Origin of the sequence: Pseudomonas sp. BF-R-24 (assembly GCF_019947335.1) — a bacterium.
GTDB classification, from domain to species: domain Bacteria; phylum Pseudomonadota; class Gammaproteobacteria; order Pseudomonadales; family Pseudomonadaceae; genus Aquipseudomonas; species Aquipseudomonas jessenii.
In genome coordinates this window covers 1-16,538 of sequence record NZ_JAGYGG010000052.1, presented here as the reverse complement: position 1 = coordinate 16,538, position 16,538 = coordinate 1, and the positions used below count along the sequence as shown (strand labels likewise).

Sequence of the window (16,538 nt, the reverse complement as noted above, 5' to 3'; positions counted from 1 at the left end):
GAAGAACTTTGAACCATGGCCACTATCCACGTAGACGGCAAAGCGCTCGAAGTCGATGGGGCAGACAACCTGTTACAGGCATGTCTGTCTCTGGGCCTCGATATTCCGTATTTCTGCTGGCACCCTGCCCTCGGCAGCGTTGGCGCTTGCCGCCAGTGCGCGGTCAAGCAGTACACCGACGAGAACGACACCCGTGGTCGTATCGTGATGTCCTGCATGACCCCTGCCACCGACAACACCTGGATCTCCATCGAAGATGAAGAATCCAAGGCCTTCCGCGCCAGTGTTGTCGAATGGCTGATGACCAACCACCCTCACGACTGCCCGGTCTGTGAAGAAGGCGGTCACTGCCACCTGCAAGACATGACGGTAATGACCGGCCACAACGAGCGCCGTTACCGCTTCACCAAGCGTACCCACCAGAACCAGCAACTGGGCCCGTTCATTTCCCACGAAATGAACCGCTGCATCGCCTGCTACCGCTGCGTGCGCTTCTATAAGGACTACGCCGGCGGCACCGATCTTGGTGTGTTTGGCGCCCACGACAACGTGTACTTCGGTCGCGTTGAAGACGGCACCCTGGAAAGCGAGTTCTCCGGCAACCTCACCGAGGTCTGCCCGACCGGTGTATTCACCGACAAGACTCACTCCGAGCGTTACAACCGTAAATGGGACATGCAGTTCTCGCCGAGCATCTGCCATGGCTGCTCCAGCGGTTGCAACATCTCCCCGGGCGAGCGTTACGGCGAACTGCGTCGTATCGAAAACCGTTTCAACGGTTCGGTGAACCAGTACTTCCTGTGCGACCGTGGCCGTTTCGGCTATGGCTACGTCAACCGCGAAGACCGCCCACGCCAACCGCTGCTGGCCAACGGCACCAAGCTGAGCCTCGACGAAGCGCTGGATAAAGCCGCCGACCTGCTGCGCGGTCGCAACATCGTCGGTATCGGTTCGCCCCGCGCCAGCCTCGAAAGCAACTACGCGTTGCGCGAACTGGTCGGTGCCGAGCACTTCTACTCCGGTATCGAAGCTGCCGAGCTGGAGCGCATCCGCCTGGTCCTGCAAGTGCTCAAAGACAGCCCGCTGCCAGTACCGAACATGCGCGACATCGAAGACCACGACGCCGTGTTCGTCCTCGGTGAAGACCTGACCCAGACTGCTGCGCGCATGGCCCTGTCCCTGCGTCAATCGGTCAAGGGCAAGGCCGAAGACATGGCCGACGCCATGCGCGTCCAGCCTTGGCTCGACGCCGCGGTGAAAAACATCGGCCAGCACGCGCTGAACCCGCTGTTCATCGCCAGCCTGGCTGAAACCAAGCTCGACGACATCGCTGAAGAATGCGTTCACGCCGCTCCAGACGACCTGGCCCGCATCGGTTTCGCCGTGGCTCACGCCCTCGACGCCAGCGCTCCAGCCGTTGAAGGCCTGGATGCTGAAGCACTCGAACTGGCCAAGCGCATTGCCGACGCCCTGCTCGCCGCCAAGCGTCCATTGATCATTGCCGGTACCTCGTTGGGTTCCAAGGCGTTGATCGAAGCTGCTGCGAACATCGCCAAAGCGTTGAAGCTGCGCGAGAAGAACGGTTCCATCAGCCTGATCGTGCCAGAGGCCAACAGCCTCGGCCTGGCCATGCTCGGTGGCGAATCGGTCGACGCCGCGCTGCAAGCCGTGATCGATGGCAAAGCCGACGCCATCGTCGTACTGGAAAACGATCTGTATACCCGTACCGACAAGGCCAAGGTCGATGCCGCCCTGACCGCCGCCAAAGTGCTGATCGTCGCCGACCATCAGAAGACTGCCACCAGCGATCGCGCGCACCTGGTTCTGCCAGCCGCCAGCTTCGCTGAAGGCGACGGCACCCTGGTCAGCCAGGAAGGCCGCGCCCAGCGCTTCTTCCAGGTTTTCGATCCGAAGTACATGGACGCGAGCATCCTGGTTCACGAAGGCTGGCGCTGGCTGCATGCCCTGCGCGCGACCCTGCTGAACCAGCCGATCGACTGGACCCAACTGGACCACGCCACCGCCGCCGTCGCTTCCAGCACTTCGATCCTGAATCGCATCGTCGATGCCGCACCGTCCGCCGCGTTCCGCATCAAGGGCATGAAACTGGCCCGCGAACCGCTGCGTTACTCCGGTCGTACCGCCATGCGCGCCGACATCAACGTGCACGAACCGCGCGCCCCGCAAGACAACGACACCGCGTTCAACTTCTCGATGGAAGGTTACTCGGGCTCGGTCGAACCGCGTCAGCAAGTGCCATTCGCCTGGTCTCCGGGCTGGAACTCGCCGCAAGCCTGGAACAAGTTCCAGGACGAAGTCGGTGGTCACATCCGCGCTGGCGACCCGGGCACCCGCCTGATCGAAAGCAGCGGTGACTCGCTGAACTGGTTCGCCAGTGTTCCGCGCGCGTTCAACCCGGCCCAGGGCACCTGGCAGGTCGTGCCGTTCTTCCACCTGTTCGGCAGCGAAGAGAACTCTTCGAAAGCCGCTCCGGTTCAGGAACGCATCCCGGCCGCCTACGTGTCGCTGGCCAAGTCCGAAGCCGACCGCCTGGGTGTCAATGACGGCGCGATGCTGAGCTTGAATGTTGCTGGCCAGACCCTGCGTCTGCCGCTGCGCATCAACGAAGAGCTGGGCGCCGGTCTGGTGGCACTGCCTGCGGGCATCGCCGGCATTCCGCCAGCAATCTTTGGCAAATCCGTTGACGGTCTGCAGGAGGCAGCTCAATGACCTGGTTCACTCCTGAAGTGATCGACATCATCATCACGGTCCTCAAGGCCGTGGTGATTCTGCTCGCCGTGGTGGTTTGCGGTGCCCTGCTGAGCTGGGTCGAGCGTCGTCTGCTCGCCCTCTGGCAGGACCGTTACGGTCCGAACCGCGTCGGTCCGTTCGGCGCGTTCCAGATCGCCGCCGACATGATCAAGATGTTCTTCAAGGAAGACTGGACGCCTCCATTCGCCGACAAGATGATCTTCACCCTGGCACCGGTAGTGGCCATGAGCGCCCTGCTGATTGCCTTCGCGATCATCCCGATCACCCCGACCTGGGGCGTGGCGGACATCAACATCGGTATCCTGTTCTTCTTCGCCATGGCTGGCCTGTCGGTCTACGCGGTGCTGTTCGCCGGCTGGTCGAGCAACAACAAGTTCGCCCTGCTGGGCAGCTTGCGCGCCTCGGCGCAGACCGTGTCGTACGAAGTGTTCATGGGCCTGTCGCTGATGGGCATCGTGATCCAGGTCGGCTCGTTCAACATGCGCGACATCGTTGAATATCAAGCGCAGAACCTGTGGTTCATCATTCCGCAGATCTTCGGTTTCCTGACCTTCTTCATCGCTGGCGTGGCCGTGACTCACCGTCACCCGTTCGACCAGCCGGAAGCGGAACAGGAACTGGCAGACGGTTACCACATTGAATACGCCGGCATGAAATGGGGCATGTTCTTCGTCGGCGAGTACATCGGCATCGTGCTGATCTCGGCGCTGCTGGTGACCTTGTTCTTCGGTGGCTGGCACGGTCCGTTCGGCATCCTGCCGCAGATCCCGTTCATCTGGTTCGCACTGAAAACCGCGTTCTTCATCATGATGTTCATCCTGTTGCGCGCTTCGATTCCGCGCCCACGGTATGACCAGGTGATGGATTTCAGCTGGAAGTTCTGCCTGCCGCTGACCCTCGTCAACATGCTGGTGACCGCTGCGATCGTGTTGCTCAACACGCCCGCCGTCGCGGCTCAGTGAGGATAGAGAATCATGAAGTACATATTTGACATCGTGCATGGCTTCTACACCCAGCTTCGCAGCCTGGTGATGATTTTCGGCCACGCCTTCCGCAAGCGCGACACGCTGCAGTACCCGGAAGAACCGGTCTACCTGCCGCCGCGCTACCGTGGTCGTATCGTCCTGACCCGCGACCCCGACGGCGAAGAGCGTTGTGTAGCCTGTAACCTGTGCGCCGTGGCGTGCCCGGTCGGTTGCATCTCGCTGCAGAAAGCTGAAACCGAAGACGGTCGCTGGTACCCGGACTTCTTCCGCATCAACTTCTCGCGCTGCATTTTTTGCGGCCTCTGCGAGGAAGCCTGCCCGACCACCGCGATCCAGCTGACACCGGATTTCGAAATGGCCGAGTTTAAACGTCAGGACCTGGTTTACGAGAAAGAAGATCTGCTGATCTCCGGCCCCGGCAAAAACCCTGATTACAACTTCTATCGTGTTGCAGGTATGGCGATTGCCGGGAAGCCGAAAGGCTCCGCGCAGAACGAAGCCCAGCCGATCAACGTGAAGAGCTTGCTGCCTTAAGGAAGAAAGATGGAATTCGCTTTCTATTTCGCATCGGGTATCGCTGTGGTGTCCACGCTTCGCGTGATCACCAACACCAACCCTGTGCACGCCCTGCTCTACCTGATCATTTCGCTGATTGCCGTGGCGATGACCTTCTTCGCCCTCGGCGCGCCGTTCGCCGGCGTCCTGGAAGTGATCGCCTACGCTGGCGCCATCATGGTGCTGTTCGTGTTTGTGGTGATGATGCTGAACCTTGGCCCGGCCTCGGTTCAGCAAGAGCGCGTCTGGCTCAAGCCCGGTATCTGGGGCGGCCCGGTCCTCCTCGCTGCGCTGCTGCTGGTGGAACTGCTGTACGTGCTGTTCTCCCACCAGACCGGTGAAGCCATCGGCCATACCACCGTAGACGCCAAGGCCGTGGGCATCAGCCTGTTCGGTCCGTACCTGCTGGTGGTCGAACTCGCCTCGATGCTGCTGCTCGCCGCAGCCGTCACGGCGTTCCACTTGGGCCGCAACGAAGCCAAGGAGCAATGACGATGCCTGCTATCCCCATGGAGCATGGTCTGGCGGTCGCCGGCATCCTGTTCTGCCTCGGTCTGGTCGGCCTGATGGTCCGCCGCAACATCCTTTTCGTGCTGATGAGCCTGGAGGTCATGATGAATGCCTCCGCGTTGGCGTTCATCGTTGCAGGTAGCCGCTGGGCGCAGCCGGATGGACAGATCATGTTCATCCTGGTGATCAGCCTGGCAGCCGCCGAGGCCAGTATCGGCCTGGCGATCCTGCTGCAACTGTATCGCCGCTTCCACACGCTCGATATCGACGCTGCCAGTGAGATGCGCGGATGAATCTTCTCTATCTGACTTTCCTGTTCCCTCTCATCGGTTTCCTGCTGCTGGCGTTTTCTCGCGGCCGTCTCTCGGAAAACCTTTCGGCGCTGATCGGCGTCGGTTCCGTCGGCTTGTCTGCCATCGTCGCGGCTTACGTGATCTGGCAATTCAATGTCGCACCACCTGAAGGCGGCCACTACACCCAGGTGTTGTGGCAGTGGATGGCGGTGGAAGGCTTCACGCCGAACTTCGCGCTGTACCTGGATGGTCTGTCGCTGACCATGCTCGGTGTGGTGGTTGGCGTCGGCTTCCTGATCCACCTGTTCGCGTCCTGGTACATGCGCGGTGAAGACGGTTACTCGCGCTTCTTCGCCTACACCAACCTGTTTATCGCCAGCATGCTGTTCCTGGTGCTGGGCGATAACCTGTTGTTCCTGTACTTCGGCTGGGAAGGCGTGGGCCTGTGCTCCTACCTGTTGATCGGTTTCTACTACAGCAACCGCAACAACGGTAACGCGGCACTCAAGGCCTTTATCGTGACCCGTATCGGTGACGTGTTCATGGCCATCGGCCTGTTCATTCTGTTTGCCCAACTGGGTACGCTGAACGTTCAGGAACTGCTGGTGCTGGCTCCGCAGAAATTCCAGTCCGGCGACTTCTGGATGGTCATGGCCACCCTGATGCTGCTCGGTGGTGCTGTCGGTAAATCCGCGCAACTGCCGCTGCAAACCTGGCTGGCGGATGCGATGGCCGGTCCTACCCCGGTTTCGGCACTGATCCACGCCGCAACCATGGTGACCGCCGGTGTCTACCTGATCGCCCGTACCCACGGCCTGTTCACCCTGGCGCCGGAAATCCTGCACCTGGTCGGCATCGTTGGCGGTGTGACCCTGGTCCTGGCTGGCTTCGCAGCACTGGTCCAGACCGACATCAAGCGTATCCTCGCCTACTCGACCATGAGCCAGATCGGCTACATGTTCCTGGCCCTGGGCGTCGGCGCCTGGGACGGCGCGATCTTCCACCTGATGACCCACGCCTTCTTCAAGGCCCTGCTGTTCCTTGCCTCCGGTGCGGTGATCGTTGCCTGCCACCACGAGCAGGACATCTTCAAGATGGGCGGTCTGTGGAAAAAGCTGCCACTGGCCTACGCCAGTTTCATCGTCGGCGGCGCGGCCCTGGCGGCCCTGCCACTGGTAACCGCAGGCTTCTACTCCAAGGACGAAATCCTCTGGGAAGCGTTCGCCAGCGGCAACAACGGCCTGCTCTACGCAGGTCTGGTCGGCGCATTCATGACTTCGTTGTACACCTTCCGCCTGATCTTCATCGCGTTCCACGGTGAAGCGAAGACCGAAGCCCACGCCGGTCACGGCATCGCTCACTGGCTGCCTCTGTCGGTGCTGATCGTACTGTCGACCTTCGTCGGCGCGATGATCGTTCCACCGCTGCACGGTGTACTACCGCAAAGCGTCGGCCATGCCGGCGGCGAAGCCAAGCACAGCCTGGAAATCGCCTCGGGCGCCATCGCCCTGGCCGGTATCCTGCTGGCCGCGCTGCTGTTCCTCGGCAAGCGTCGCTTCGTCACCGCCATCGCCAACAGCGGCATCGGCCGTTTCCTCTCGGCCTGGTGGTTCGCTGCCTGGGGCTTTGACTGGATCTACGACAAACTGTTCGTCAAGCCATACCTGGCGATCAGCCACATCCTGCGCAAAGACCCGCTCGACCAGACCATCGGTCTGATCCCGCGCATGGCCAAAGGCGGTCACACCGCCCTGAGCCGTACCGAGACTGGTCAACTGCGTTGGTATGCCGCCTCGATGGCTGCTGGTGCCGTGCTGGTTATCGGCGCCGTCGTGCTGGTAGCGGTCTGATATGAACCTTGCGAACTTGCGAAAGGAATTGAGCCCGTCATGATTCTGCCTTGGCTAATCCTGATCCCCTTCATCGGCGGCCTGCTGTGCTGGATGGGTGAGCGCTTCGGCGCCACCCTCCCCCGCTGGATTGCGCTGATCACCATGTCCCTGTTGCTCTCCCTCGGCCTCTGGCTGTGGGCCAACGGTGATTATTCATTTGCCCCGGCGCCTGGCGCCGACCCGACCTGGGCGCTTGAGTTCAAGCACGTCTGGATCCAGCGCTTCGGCATCAACGTGCACCTGGCCCTCGACGGCCTGTCGCTGTTGATGATCATGCTGACCGGTCTGCTGGGTGTCCTCTCGGTACTCTGCTCGTGGAAAGAGATCCAGCGTCACGTGGGCTTCTTCCACCTGAACCTGATGTGGATCCTGGGCGGTGTCGTCGGCGTGTTCCTCGCCCTCGACCTGTTCATGTTCTTCTTCTTCTGGGAAATGATGCTGGTGCCGATGTACTTCCTCATCGCGCTCTGGGGTCACAGTTCTTCGGACGGCAAGAAAACCCGGATCTACGCGGCGACCAAGTTCTTCATCTTCACTCAGGCTTCCGGCCTGATCATGCTGGTGGCGATCCTGGGCCTGGTACTGGTCAACTTCAACGACACCGGCGTAATTACCTTCAACTACGCCGACCTGTTGAAGACCAAGATGTCGATGACCACCGAGTACATCCTGATGCTCGGCTTCTTCATCGCCTTCGCGGTCAAGCTGCCGGTCGTACCGTTCCACTCCTGGTTGCCTGACGCTCACGCCCAGGCGCCGACTGCAGGCTCCGTCGACCTCGCCGGTATCTTGCTGAAAACCGCGGCCTACGGTCTGCTGCGTTTCGCCCTGCCGCTGTTCCCGAATGCTTCGGCCGAGTTCGCGCCGTTCGCAATGGCCCTGGGCCTGATCGGAATCTTCTACGGTGCGTTCCTGGCGTTCGCGCAAACCGACATCAAGCGTCTGATTGCCTTCTCGTCCGTTTCCCACATGGGCTTCGTACTGATCGGCATCTACTCCGGCAGCCAACTGGCGCTGCAGGGCGCGGTGATGCAGATGCTGGCGCACGGTCTGTCGGCGGCGGCACTCTTTATCCTGAGTGGCCAACTGTATGAACGTACCCACACCCGCGACATGCGTGAAATGGGTGGCCTGTGGTCGAAGATCGCTTACCTGCCGGCCCTCAGCCTGTTCTTCGCGGCGGCGTCCCTGGGCTTGCCGGGTACCGGTAACTTCGTCGGTGAGTTCCTGATCCTGATCGGCACCTTCCCGATCGCTCCGTGGGTCACCATCATCGCGACGTCCGGCCTGGTGTTCGGTTCGGTCTACTCGCTGATCATGGTCCACCGTGCCTTCTTCGGCCCGGCCAAGTCGGACGCGGTGCTGCATGGCATGGACGGTCGCGAAATGATCATGGTGGTCGGTCTGGCTGCACTGCTGATCTACATCGGCGTGTACCCACAACCGTTCCTCGATACCTCTGCCGCTACGATGCATGGCGTGCAGCAGTGGCTCGGCACCGCCTTCACTCAACTCGCTTCGGCCCGGTAAGAGCGCTATGGAATTCACGACTCAACACTTTATCGCGCTTGCGCCGTTGTTGATCACCAGCGCCACGATCATCGTGGTGATGCTGGCGATCGCCTGGCGCCGCAACCACTCCCAGACCTTCCTGCTGTCGGTGGCAGGTCTGAACCTGGCGTTGCTGTCGATCCTGCCAGCCTTGAAGGTCGCGCCATTGGCTGTGACCCCACTGCTGCAAATCGATAGCTTCGCTTGCTTGTACATGGCGCTGATCCTGGTCGCCACCCTTGCTTGTGTCACCCTCGCCCACGCCTACCTCGGCGATGGCGGCACGGGTTACCCGGGCAACCGTGAAGAACTGTACCTGCTGATCCTGATGGCCGCCGCCGGTGGCCTGGTGCTGGTCAGCGCGCAGCACCTGGCCGGGTTGTTCATCGGTCTGGAACTGCTGTCGGTGCCGGTCTACGGTCTGGTGGCCTATGCCTTCTTCAACAAGCGTTCGCTGGAAGCCGGTATCAAGTACATGGTGCTGTCGGCTGCCGGCTCCGCGTTCCTGTTGTTCGGCATGGCGCTGCTGTACGCAGACTCGGGTTCCCTGAGCTTCGTCGGCATCGGTCAGGCGCTGGCGGCCACTGGTCTGCCAAGCTCGCTGGCGCAACTGGGCCTGGGCATGATGCTGATCGGCTTGGCGTTCAAGCTGTCGCTGGTGCCCTTCCACCTCTGGACTCCAGACGTTTACGAAGGTGCTCCGGCGCCGGTCGCAGCGTTCCTCGCTACCGCTTCGAAAGTGGCTGTGTTCGCGGTGATGGTGCGCCTGTTCCAGATCTCGCCAGCGGCAAGCAGCGGTGTGCTGAGCGACGTGCTGACCATCATCGCCATCGCGTCGATCCTGTTCGGTAACCTGCTGGCCCTGACCCAGAGCAACCTCAAGCGTCTGCTGGGTTACTCGTCCATCGCCCACTTCGGCTACCTGCTGATCGCCCTGGTTGCGAGCAAGGGCCTGGCCGTGGAAGCCATCGGCGTGTACCTGGTCACCTACGTGATCACCAGCCTCGGTGCTTTCGGTGTGATCACCCTGATGTCCTCGCCGTACAAAGGCCGTGACGCAGACGCCCTGTACGAATACCGCGGCCTGTTCTGGCGCCGTCCGTACCTGACCGCCGTGCTGACCGTGATGATGCTGTCCCTGGCCGGTATCCCGCTGACCGCAGGCTTCATCGGCAAGTTCTACATCATCGCCACCGGCGTCGAGTCCCATCAGTGGTGGCTGGTCGGCTCCCTGGTACTGGGCAGTGCCATCGGCGTGTTCTACTACCTGCGAGTGATGGTCACCCTGTACCTGATCGAACCGAACCTGCGCCGCGTCGATGCCCAGCTGCACTGGGAACAACGTGCAGGCGGCGTGATGCTGCTGGCCATCGCGGTACTGGCTTTCTTCCTCGGCCTGTACCCACAACCGCTGCTGAACCTGGTTCAACAGTCGGGCCTGGCGGGTTGATCTCTTAGAGCCATTCAGTAGCAAACAGAAACGGCACCTTCGGGTGCCGTTTTTGCGTTTGATCTTCATATATTTGACCGTCCACTAGAAATCGATTGCCAGAGATGGCCTCTTCGCGAGCAAGCCCGCTCCCACATTAGATCGGCGTCGGCCTCAAGTTTTGTGTTCACTGCAGTTCAACTGTGGGAGCGGGCTTGCTCGCGAAGAGGCCCAATCAGGCACAAAAGAAAACGGCACCTTCCGGTGCCGTTTCGCCTTTCACAACTCCAACGCTTTACTTGCGCGCCGCCTCCCACGACTTCAACAGCTCGGCATAACTCACGGTTTCACCCTGCGGTTTCTCGTTCGCCAGTTTCGGCTTCGGTGCGCCCGGTTGGTCGAACCAGTATTGCGCGTCGCGCTCTGGATTCATTTTCGGGGCGCAGGTGGCTTGTGCCTTCGAGCGTTCCAGACGGGTCATGATTGCGTCCTGATCCTTGGCCAGGCCATCCAGCGCCTCTTGCGGGGTTTTCTCGCCGCTGGCGGCTTCGGCGATGTGGCTCCACCACAACTGCGCCAGGCGAGGATAATCGGGCACGTTGGTTCCGGTCGGGGTCCATTGCACACGGGCCGGGCTGCGGTAGAACTCCACCAGGCCACCGAGTTTCGGCGCCAGGTCGGTCATGGCCTGGGAGTTGATGTCCGATTCGCGGATCGGGGTCAGGCCGACGATGGTTTTCTTCAGCGACACGGTTTTCGAGGTCACGAACTGCGCGTACAGCCAGGCCGCCAGTTTTTGTTTCTCAGGCGTGGACTTCATGAATGTCCAGGAACCGGCGTCCTGATAACCGAGCTTCATGCCCTCTTCCCAGTACGGTCCTTTCGGCGACGGCGCCATGCGCCATTTCGGCGTGCCGTCGGCATTCATCACCGGCAAGCCCGGTTTGGTCATGTCAGCGGTAAACGCGGTGTACCAGAAGATCTGCTGGGCAATGTTGCCCTGGGATGGCACGGGACCTGATTCGGAGAAAGTCATGCCCGCCGCTTCCGGTGGCGCGTACTTCTTCATCCAGTCAACGTACTTGGTGGTCGCATACACTGCTGCCGGGCCGTTGGTGTCGCCACCGCGGGTCACGCTGGAGCCGACCGGATGACAATCCTCGACGCGGATCCCCCACTCGTCCACCGGCAAGCCGTTAGGTATGCCTTTATCGCCAGCGCCTGCCATGGAGAACCAGGCATCGGTGAAACGCCAACCCAGCGACGGGTCTTTCTTGCCGTAATCCATGTGCCCGTAAACGCGCTTGCCGTCGATTTCCTTGACGTCTTCGCTGAAGAATTTGGCGATGTCTTCATAGGCCGACCAGTTCACCGGTACGCCCAACTCGTAGCCGTACTTTTCTTTGAACTTGGCCTTCAGGTCCGCACGCTCGAACCAGTCGGCGCGGAACCAGTACAGGTTGGCGAACTGCTGGTCGGGCAATTGATAGATCTTGCCGTCCGGCGCGGTGGTGAAGGAGATGCCGATGAAGTCCTTGATGTCGAGGGTCGGCGAGGTGAAGTTCTTGCCCTCGTTGGCCATCAGGTCGGTGATCGATTCGGTCTTGCCGTAGCGGAAGTGTGTACCGATCAGGTCCGAGTCGTTGACCCAGCCGTCATAGATGTTCTTGTCCGACTGCATCTGGGTCTGCAGCTTTTCCACCACGTCGCCTTCCTGCAGCAGGTCGTGGGTCAGCTTGATCCCGGTGATCTCGGTGAAGGCCTTGGCCAGCACCTTGGACTCATACTCGTGGGTGGCGATGGTTTCCGACACCACTTTGATGCTCATCCCGCGAAACGGCTCAGCCGCCTTGATGAACCACTTCAGCTCTTCGAGTTGTTGATCGGCCGTCAGGGTGGACGGCTTGAATTCACTGCCGATCCATTTCTTCGCCGCGTCTTCATAGGCATCGGCCCAGGCAGATGCGCTCAAACCGCTGAGTGCCAGCATGGCTGCCAATGAAATGCTATGTCGCAGCTTATTGTTTTTGTCGAACATAGAGACCTCCTTATTGAGTTTCGGAGCAACATTGCCGAGCGATTCGACTAGCCCCAACGCATCACAGCCAACAGCCACACCAGGGACATCGCGAAGGCGACCCAGATGCTCCAGTCGGTGACGCCGATTACCAGCAAATGCAGGTAGGCGCTGCCGAGAAGACCGATGAACAACCGATCGCCACGGGTGGTGGCAATCGGTAGAAAACCTCGCCTGAGCACGCTCGGCGAACGCAATTCCCAGGTGGTCATGCCCACCAGGATCAAGGCAATGACACCGAAGAACGCCGCCGTGGGGACGGTCCAACTCATCCATTCCATCATCAGTTCCTCATACCCGACCCAGGGCAAAGCCCTTGGCCACGTGGTTGCGAACAAACCAGATCACCAACATGCCCGGCAGGATGGTCAACACCCCCGCCGCCGCCAGCACGCCCCAGTCGATACCGGATGCCGAGACCGTGCGGGTCATCACCGCTGCGATCGGTTTGGCGTTCACCGAAGTGAGGGTTCGCGCCAGCAGCAGTTCGACCCAGGAAAACATGAAGCAGAAAAACGCCGTAACGCCGATGCCGGAGCCGATCAGCGGGATGAAAATCTTCACGAAGAACTTGGGAAAGCTGTAGCCATCGATGTAGGCGGTTTCGTCGATCTCCTTGGGCACGCCGGACATGAAGCCTTCGAGAATCCACACCGCCAGCGGCACGTTGAACAGGCAATGGGCCAGGGCCACGGCGATGTGGGTATCGAACAGTCCGATCGAGGAGTACAGCTGGAAGAACGGCAACAGGAACACTGCCGGTGGCGCCATGCGGTTGGTCAGCAGCCAGAAGAACAGGTGTTTGTCACCGAGGAAGCGGTAGCGCGAGAACGCATAGGCCGCCGGCAAGGCCACGGTCAGGGAAATGATCGTGTTCAGGCTCACGTAGTACGCCGAGTTGATGTAGCCGGTGTACCAACTCGGATCGGTGAAGATCACCTTGTAGTTCGCCAGGGTGAAATCCTGCGGAAACAACGTCAGGCCACCGAGGATTTCGCTGTTGCTCTTGAAGGACATGTTCAGCAGCCAGTAGATCGGCACCAGCAGGAACAGGATGTAGATCAGCAGTGGAATCAGCTTTCTCTTGCTCATGATGGCCTCAGCGGTTGGCGTCGGAGTGAGTCATGGCGGTGTAGAACAGCCAGGACACCAACAGGATGATCAGGAAGTACACCAGCGAGAATGCGGCGGCCGGCCCCAGGTCGAACTGCCCGATCGCCATTTGCGTCAGGGTCTGGCTCAAGAAGGTCGTGGAATTGCCCGGACCGCCACCCGTAAGCACGAAGGGCTCGGTGTAGATCATGAAACTGTCCATGAAGCGCAGCATCACCGCGATCAGCAACACACTCTTGAGCTTGGGCAACTGGATATGCCGGAACACCGCCCAGGCCGAGGCACGGTCGATCCGCGCCGCCTGGTAATACACATCCGGAATCGCCCGCAGGCCGGAGAAGCACAACAGCGCCACCAGCGAGGTCCAGTGCCAGACGTCCATCACCAGTACGGTGACCCAGGCGTCCATGGTGTTCGCCGCATAGTTGTAGCTGATGCCCATGGCCTTGAGGCTCGCCCCCAGCAGACCGATGTCGGCCCGGCCGAAGATCTGCCAGATGGTGCCGACCACGTTCCACGGGATCAGCAACGGAATCGCCAGGATGATCAGCACCACCGACGACCAGCGCCCTTTGGTCGGCATGGTCAGGGCAATCGCAATCCCCAGCGGGATTTCGATCAACAGCACGCAGGCCGAGTAGATGAACTGGCGCAGCAACGAGTCGTGCAGGCGCGGATCGAGCAGCACCTGCTTGTACCAGTCGGCGCCGACGAAGTAGCGGCTGGACTGGTCGAAGATGTCCTGCACCGAATAGTTGACCACGGTCATCATCGGGATCACCGCACTGAACGCCACCAGCAGGAACACCGGCAGCACCAGCCACCAGGCCTTGTTGTTCTGCACCTTGTTCATGGCTGCGCCTCTTGGTTGGCATTGGCTTCGAGCAGGAATTCATCGGCGTAGACCATCAGCCACTGCGCCGGAAAACTGATGTAGGCCGTGCCTTGCGGCACCGGCTTGTCTTCGGCCAGGCGCACTTTCAGGGGGACACCATCGAGGTTGAGGGTCATGATCTTGTAGGTGCCCAGGTCTTCGACGTGTACGACCTGTGCCCGCAGCGCGTCATCAAAGGCTTCGTCCCACACATGGACGAACTCCGGACGAATGCCGACCTTCAGGGTTTTCCACTCCGATTCAGCAATACGCTGCTGCATCGCCTCGGACAGCGGCAGGTGAGTCGAGGCGAAACCGACGCCACCCGGTTGCGGCTGCACCTCGATCAGGTTCATCCCGGGGCTGCCAATGAAGTAGCCGACAAAGGTGTGGCTCGGGCGCTCGAACAACTCCCTTGGCGTACCGAATTGCACGATCTGCCCGCCGTACATCACCGCAATCTTGTCGGCGAAGGTCGAGGCCTCCAGCTGATCGTGGGTGACGTAGACCATGGTGATGTTGAACTGTTCGTGGATCTGCTTGAGCTTGCGCCGCAGTTTCCACTTGAGGTGCGGGTCGATCACCGTCAGCGGTTCATCGAACAGGATCGCCGACACGTCGTCGCGCACCAGCCCACGCCCCATGGAGACTTTCTGTTTTTCGTCGGCGGTGAGGTTGCGGGCCTTTTTGCTCAACAGGTTCTGCAGGTCGAGAACTTCGGCGATTTCCTGCACCTTGGTGTGGATCTTCGCCTCGGCCATGCCTTGGTTACGCAAGGGGAACGCGAGGTTGTCGAACACCGTCATGGTGTCGTAGACCACCGGGAACTGGAAAACCTGGGCGATGTTGCGCTTCTCCGGGGTCAGGTTGTTGACCGCTTTGCCGTCGAACAGCACATGGCCCTGGGACGGGCTGAGCAGCCCGGAAATGATGTTGAGCAAGGTCGATTTGCCACAGCCCGATGGGCCAAGCAACGCGTAGGCGCCACCCTGCTCCCAGATGTGGTCCATCTCGCGGATCGCGTAGTCCTCCGGCCCCGTCGGAGTCTTGGTGTAGCTGTGGGCGAGGTTCTGCAAACGGATTTCGGCCATCAGGCAACCCTCGTGACACGCCGGCCCGGCGCCTGGACCAGCCGCCCCTGCGTATCGAACACAAACAGTTTATGGGTCGGGATGTAGATGCGGATCGGCGCATCGACGTCGTATTCGTGAACGCCGGGCAAGTGCAGCACCAGCAGGAAATGCTCGTTGCGCACGTGCAGGAAGGTTTCCGAGCCACTGATTTCCGCGACTTCGACAGTCACCGCCAATTCGAGGTCATCGTCGTTGCTCGGCACCAGCGAGATATGGCTGGGTCGCACGCCGAAACGGAACTCGCCCTCGCCTACCGGGCGCAGATCGACATTCAGCGGGAAGTGCACGAAATTGGCGAAACTCACTTCGTTGCCGGCAATGCGCCCCGGCATCAGGTTGATCGGCGGCTCGGAGAACAGCTCCGCCGCCAGCACCGTTTGCGGCTGATGATAGACCGACGAAGACTGGCCGCTCTGGATCACCCGGCCTTCGTGAAGAATGGTGGTGGTGCCACCCAGGGCCAGGGCCTCGTTGGGCTCGGTGGTGGCGTAGATCGCGATGGTGTGGCGCGCCTTGAACAGCTCGCGCATTTCCTGGCGCAGCTCTTCGCGCAACTTGTAGTCGAGGTTGACCAGTGGCTCGTCGAACAGGATCAGCTCGGCGTCCTTGACCAGCGCCCGGGCCATGGCCGTGCGTTGTTGCTGACCACCGGAAAGCTCCAGCGGATAGCGTTTGAGAAACTTCTCGATGCGCAGCATCTTCGCGGTTTCCAGCACCTTGCTCTGAATTTGCTCGTTGGAAACACCGGCCTGACGCAGCGGCGAGGCGATGTTGTCGAACACCGTCATGGTCGGGTAGTTGATGAACTGCTGATAGACCATCGACACATTGCGCAAGCGCACGGGGCGCTGGGTGACGTCGACGCCATTCATCAGGATGCGGCCGCTGTCGGGCTTGTCCAGACCGGCCATCAGGCGCATCAGGCTGGTTTTGCCGGACAAGGTGCGACCCAGCAAAACGTTGAAGGAACCGGGTTCAAAACTCAGGTTGGCATCGTCGATCCAGGTCTGGCCCTCGACGGTGCGGCTGACGTGTTCCAGGGTGAGTGACATGGCTCGGCCTTTTTCTTATTGGAGTCAAGCGACCGGAGCTGTATAGCGACATTTGTGCCAGAAATTGCAAACGATTGATTCAGTTTGAAATTCCTGAAAATGACTACAGAGTCACGTTCATTGCTGAACACAAATGAACAACCGCGACTGAACAACTGAACACTTCAACGGTTGACAATGAACATTAGTGAACAACACTCTACGGGAGCTTTTTGCCTTTCCCGGAACATGGAAATGGACGCAGATCCTGTGGGAGCGGGCTTGCTCGCGAAGGCGGTGCGTCATTCAGCGAGGATGTGCC

At 60.5% G+C, this 16,538-nt stretch carries 14 protein-coding genes; 8 read left to right on the top strand and 6 right to left on the bottom strand.

What is annotated here, in order from left to right:
• The first annotated feature begins 15 nt into the window (after positions 1-15).
• From nuoG to nuoN, 8 genes are read left to right on the top strand one after another with little or no spacing between them, the layout of a single operon-like run.
• Positions 16-2,730 carry an NADH-quinone oxidoreductase subunit NuoG gene (gene nuoG, locus KGA98_RS26215; RefSeq protein WP_223504479.1) on the top strand — a complete coding sequence of 905 codons (2,715 nt, stop codon included), beginning with the start codon at positions 16-18 and terminating at the stop codon, positions 2,728-2,730.
• Positions 2,727-3,734: an NADH-quinone oxidoreductase subunit NuoH gene (gene nuoH, locus KGA98_RS26210; RefSeq protein WP_090456620.1), complete on the top strand. Its 1,008-nt coding sequence runs from the start codon at positions 2,727-2,729 to the stop codon at positions 3,732-3,734. The genes nuoG and nuoH overlap by 4 nt, the downstream gene beginning before the upstream one ends.
• A 12-nt stretch (positions 3,735-3,746) precedes the next feature.
• On the top strand, positions 3,747-4,292 hold the full coding sequence (gene nuoI, locus KGA98_RS26205; RefSeq protein ID WP_015094374.1) for an NADH-quinone oxidoreductase subunit NuoI: 546 nt from the start codon (positions 3,747-3,749) through the stop codon (positions 4,290-4,292).
• A gap of 9 nt (positions 4,293-4,301) precedes the next feature.
• The gene (nuoJ, locus tag KGA98_RS26200; RefSeq protein ID WP_053161453.1) at positions 4,302-4,805 is read left to right on the top strand and encodes an NADH-quinone oxidoreductase subunit J; all 504 of its coding nucleotides are present in this window, start codon (positions 4,302-4,304) and stop codon (positions 4,803-4,805) included.
• Positions 4,806-4,807: 2 nt separating this feature from the next.
• Positions 4,808-5,116: an NADH-quinone oxidoreductase subunit NuoK gene (nuoK, locus tag KGA98_RS26195; RefSeq protein WP_007946416.1), complete on the top strand. Its 309-nt coding sequence runs from the start codon at positions 4,808-4,810 to the stop codon at positions 5,114-5,116.
• On the top strand, positions 5,113-6,966 hold the full coding sequence (gene nuoL, locus KGA98_RS26190) for an NADH-quinone oxidoreductase subunit L (protein ID WP_223504477.1): 1,854 nt from the start codon (positions 5,113-5,115) through the stop codon (positions 6,964-6,966). The genes nuoK and nuoL overlap by 4 nt, the downstream gene beginning before the upstream one ends.
• Before the next feature lie 39 nt (positions 6,967-7,005).
• A complete protein-coding gene (nuoM, locus tag KGA98_RS26185; protein ID WP_223504474.1) occupies positions 7,006-8,538 on the top strand; it encodes an NADH-quinone oxidoreductase subunit M in 1,533 nt (510 codons plus the stop codon).
• 7 nt (positions 8,539-8,545) lie between these two features.
• Positions 8,546-10,009 carry an NADH-quinone oxidoreductase subunit NuoN gene (gene nuoN / locus KGA98_RS26180; RefSeq protein WP_015094370.1) on the top strand — a complete coding sequence of 488 codons (1,464 nt, stop codon included), beginning with the start codon at positions 8,546-8,548 and terminating at the stop codon, positions 10,007-10,009.
• Positions 10,010-10,283: 274 nt separating this feature from the next.
• On the opposite strand, the gene KGA98_RS26175 is transcribed toward nuoN, so the two are convergent.
• The 6 genes from KGA98_RS26175 to KGA98_RS26150 are packed head-to-tail and all read right to left on the bottom strand — an operon-like array spanning position 10,284 to position 16,237.
• The gene (locus KGA98_RS26175) at positions 10,284-12,026 is read right to left on the bottom strand and encodes an ABC transporter substrate-binding protein (RefSeq protein ID WP_223504472.1); all 1,743 of its coding nucleotides are present in this window, start codon (positions 12,024-12,026) and stop codon (positions 10,284-10,286) included.
• Positions 12,027-12,073: 47 nt separating this feature from the next.
• Positions 12,074-12,346: a DUF2160 domain-containing protein gene (locus KGA98_RS26170; RefSeq protein ID WP_057716585.1), complete on the bottom strand. Its 273-nt coding sequence runs from the start codon at positions 12,344-12,346 to the stop codon at positions 12,074-12,076.
• A gap of 10 nt (positions 12,347-12,356) precedes the next feature.
• A complete protein-coding gene (locus KGA98_RS26165; RefSeq protein ID WP_008046506.1) occupies positions 12,357-13,157 on the bottom strand; it encodes a carbohydrate ABC transporter permease in 801 nt (266 codons plus the stop codon).
• Between the two features lie 7 nt (positions 13,158-13,164).
• Positions 13,165-14,031 (bottom strand): carbohydrate ABC transporter permease, encoded by an 867-nt coding sequence (locus KGA98_RS26160; RefSeq protein WP_008046507.1) that lies wholly within the window; start codon positions 14,029-14,031, stop codon positions 13,165-13,167.
• Entirely contained in the window at positions 14,028-15,143 is a 1,116-nt protein-coding gene (locus tag KGA98_RS26155) for an ABC transporter ATP-binding protein (protein ID WP_223504470.1), read from the bottom strand. Before KGA98_RS26155 ends, KGA98_RS26160 begins: the two co-directional genes overlap by 4 nt.
• Positions 15,143-16,237: an ABC transporter ATP-binding protein gene (locus tag KGA98_RS26150; RefSeq protein WP_102670555.1), complete on the bottom strand. Its 1,095-nt coding sequence runs from the start codon at positions 16,235-16,237 to the stop codon at positions 15,143-15,145. The genes KGA98_RS26155 and KGA98_RS26150 overlap by 1 nt, the downstream gene beginning before the upstream one ends.
• Positions 16,238-16,538 lie beyond the last annotated feature (301 nt).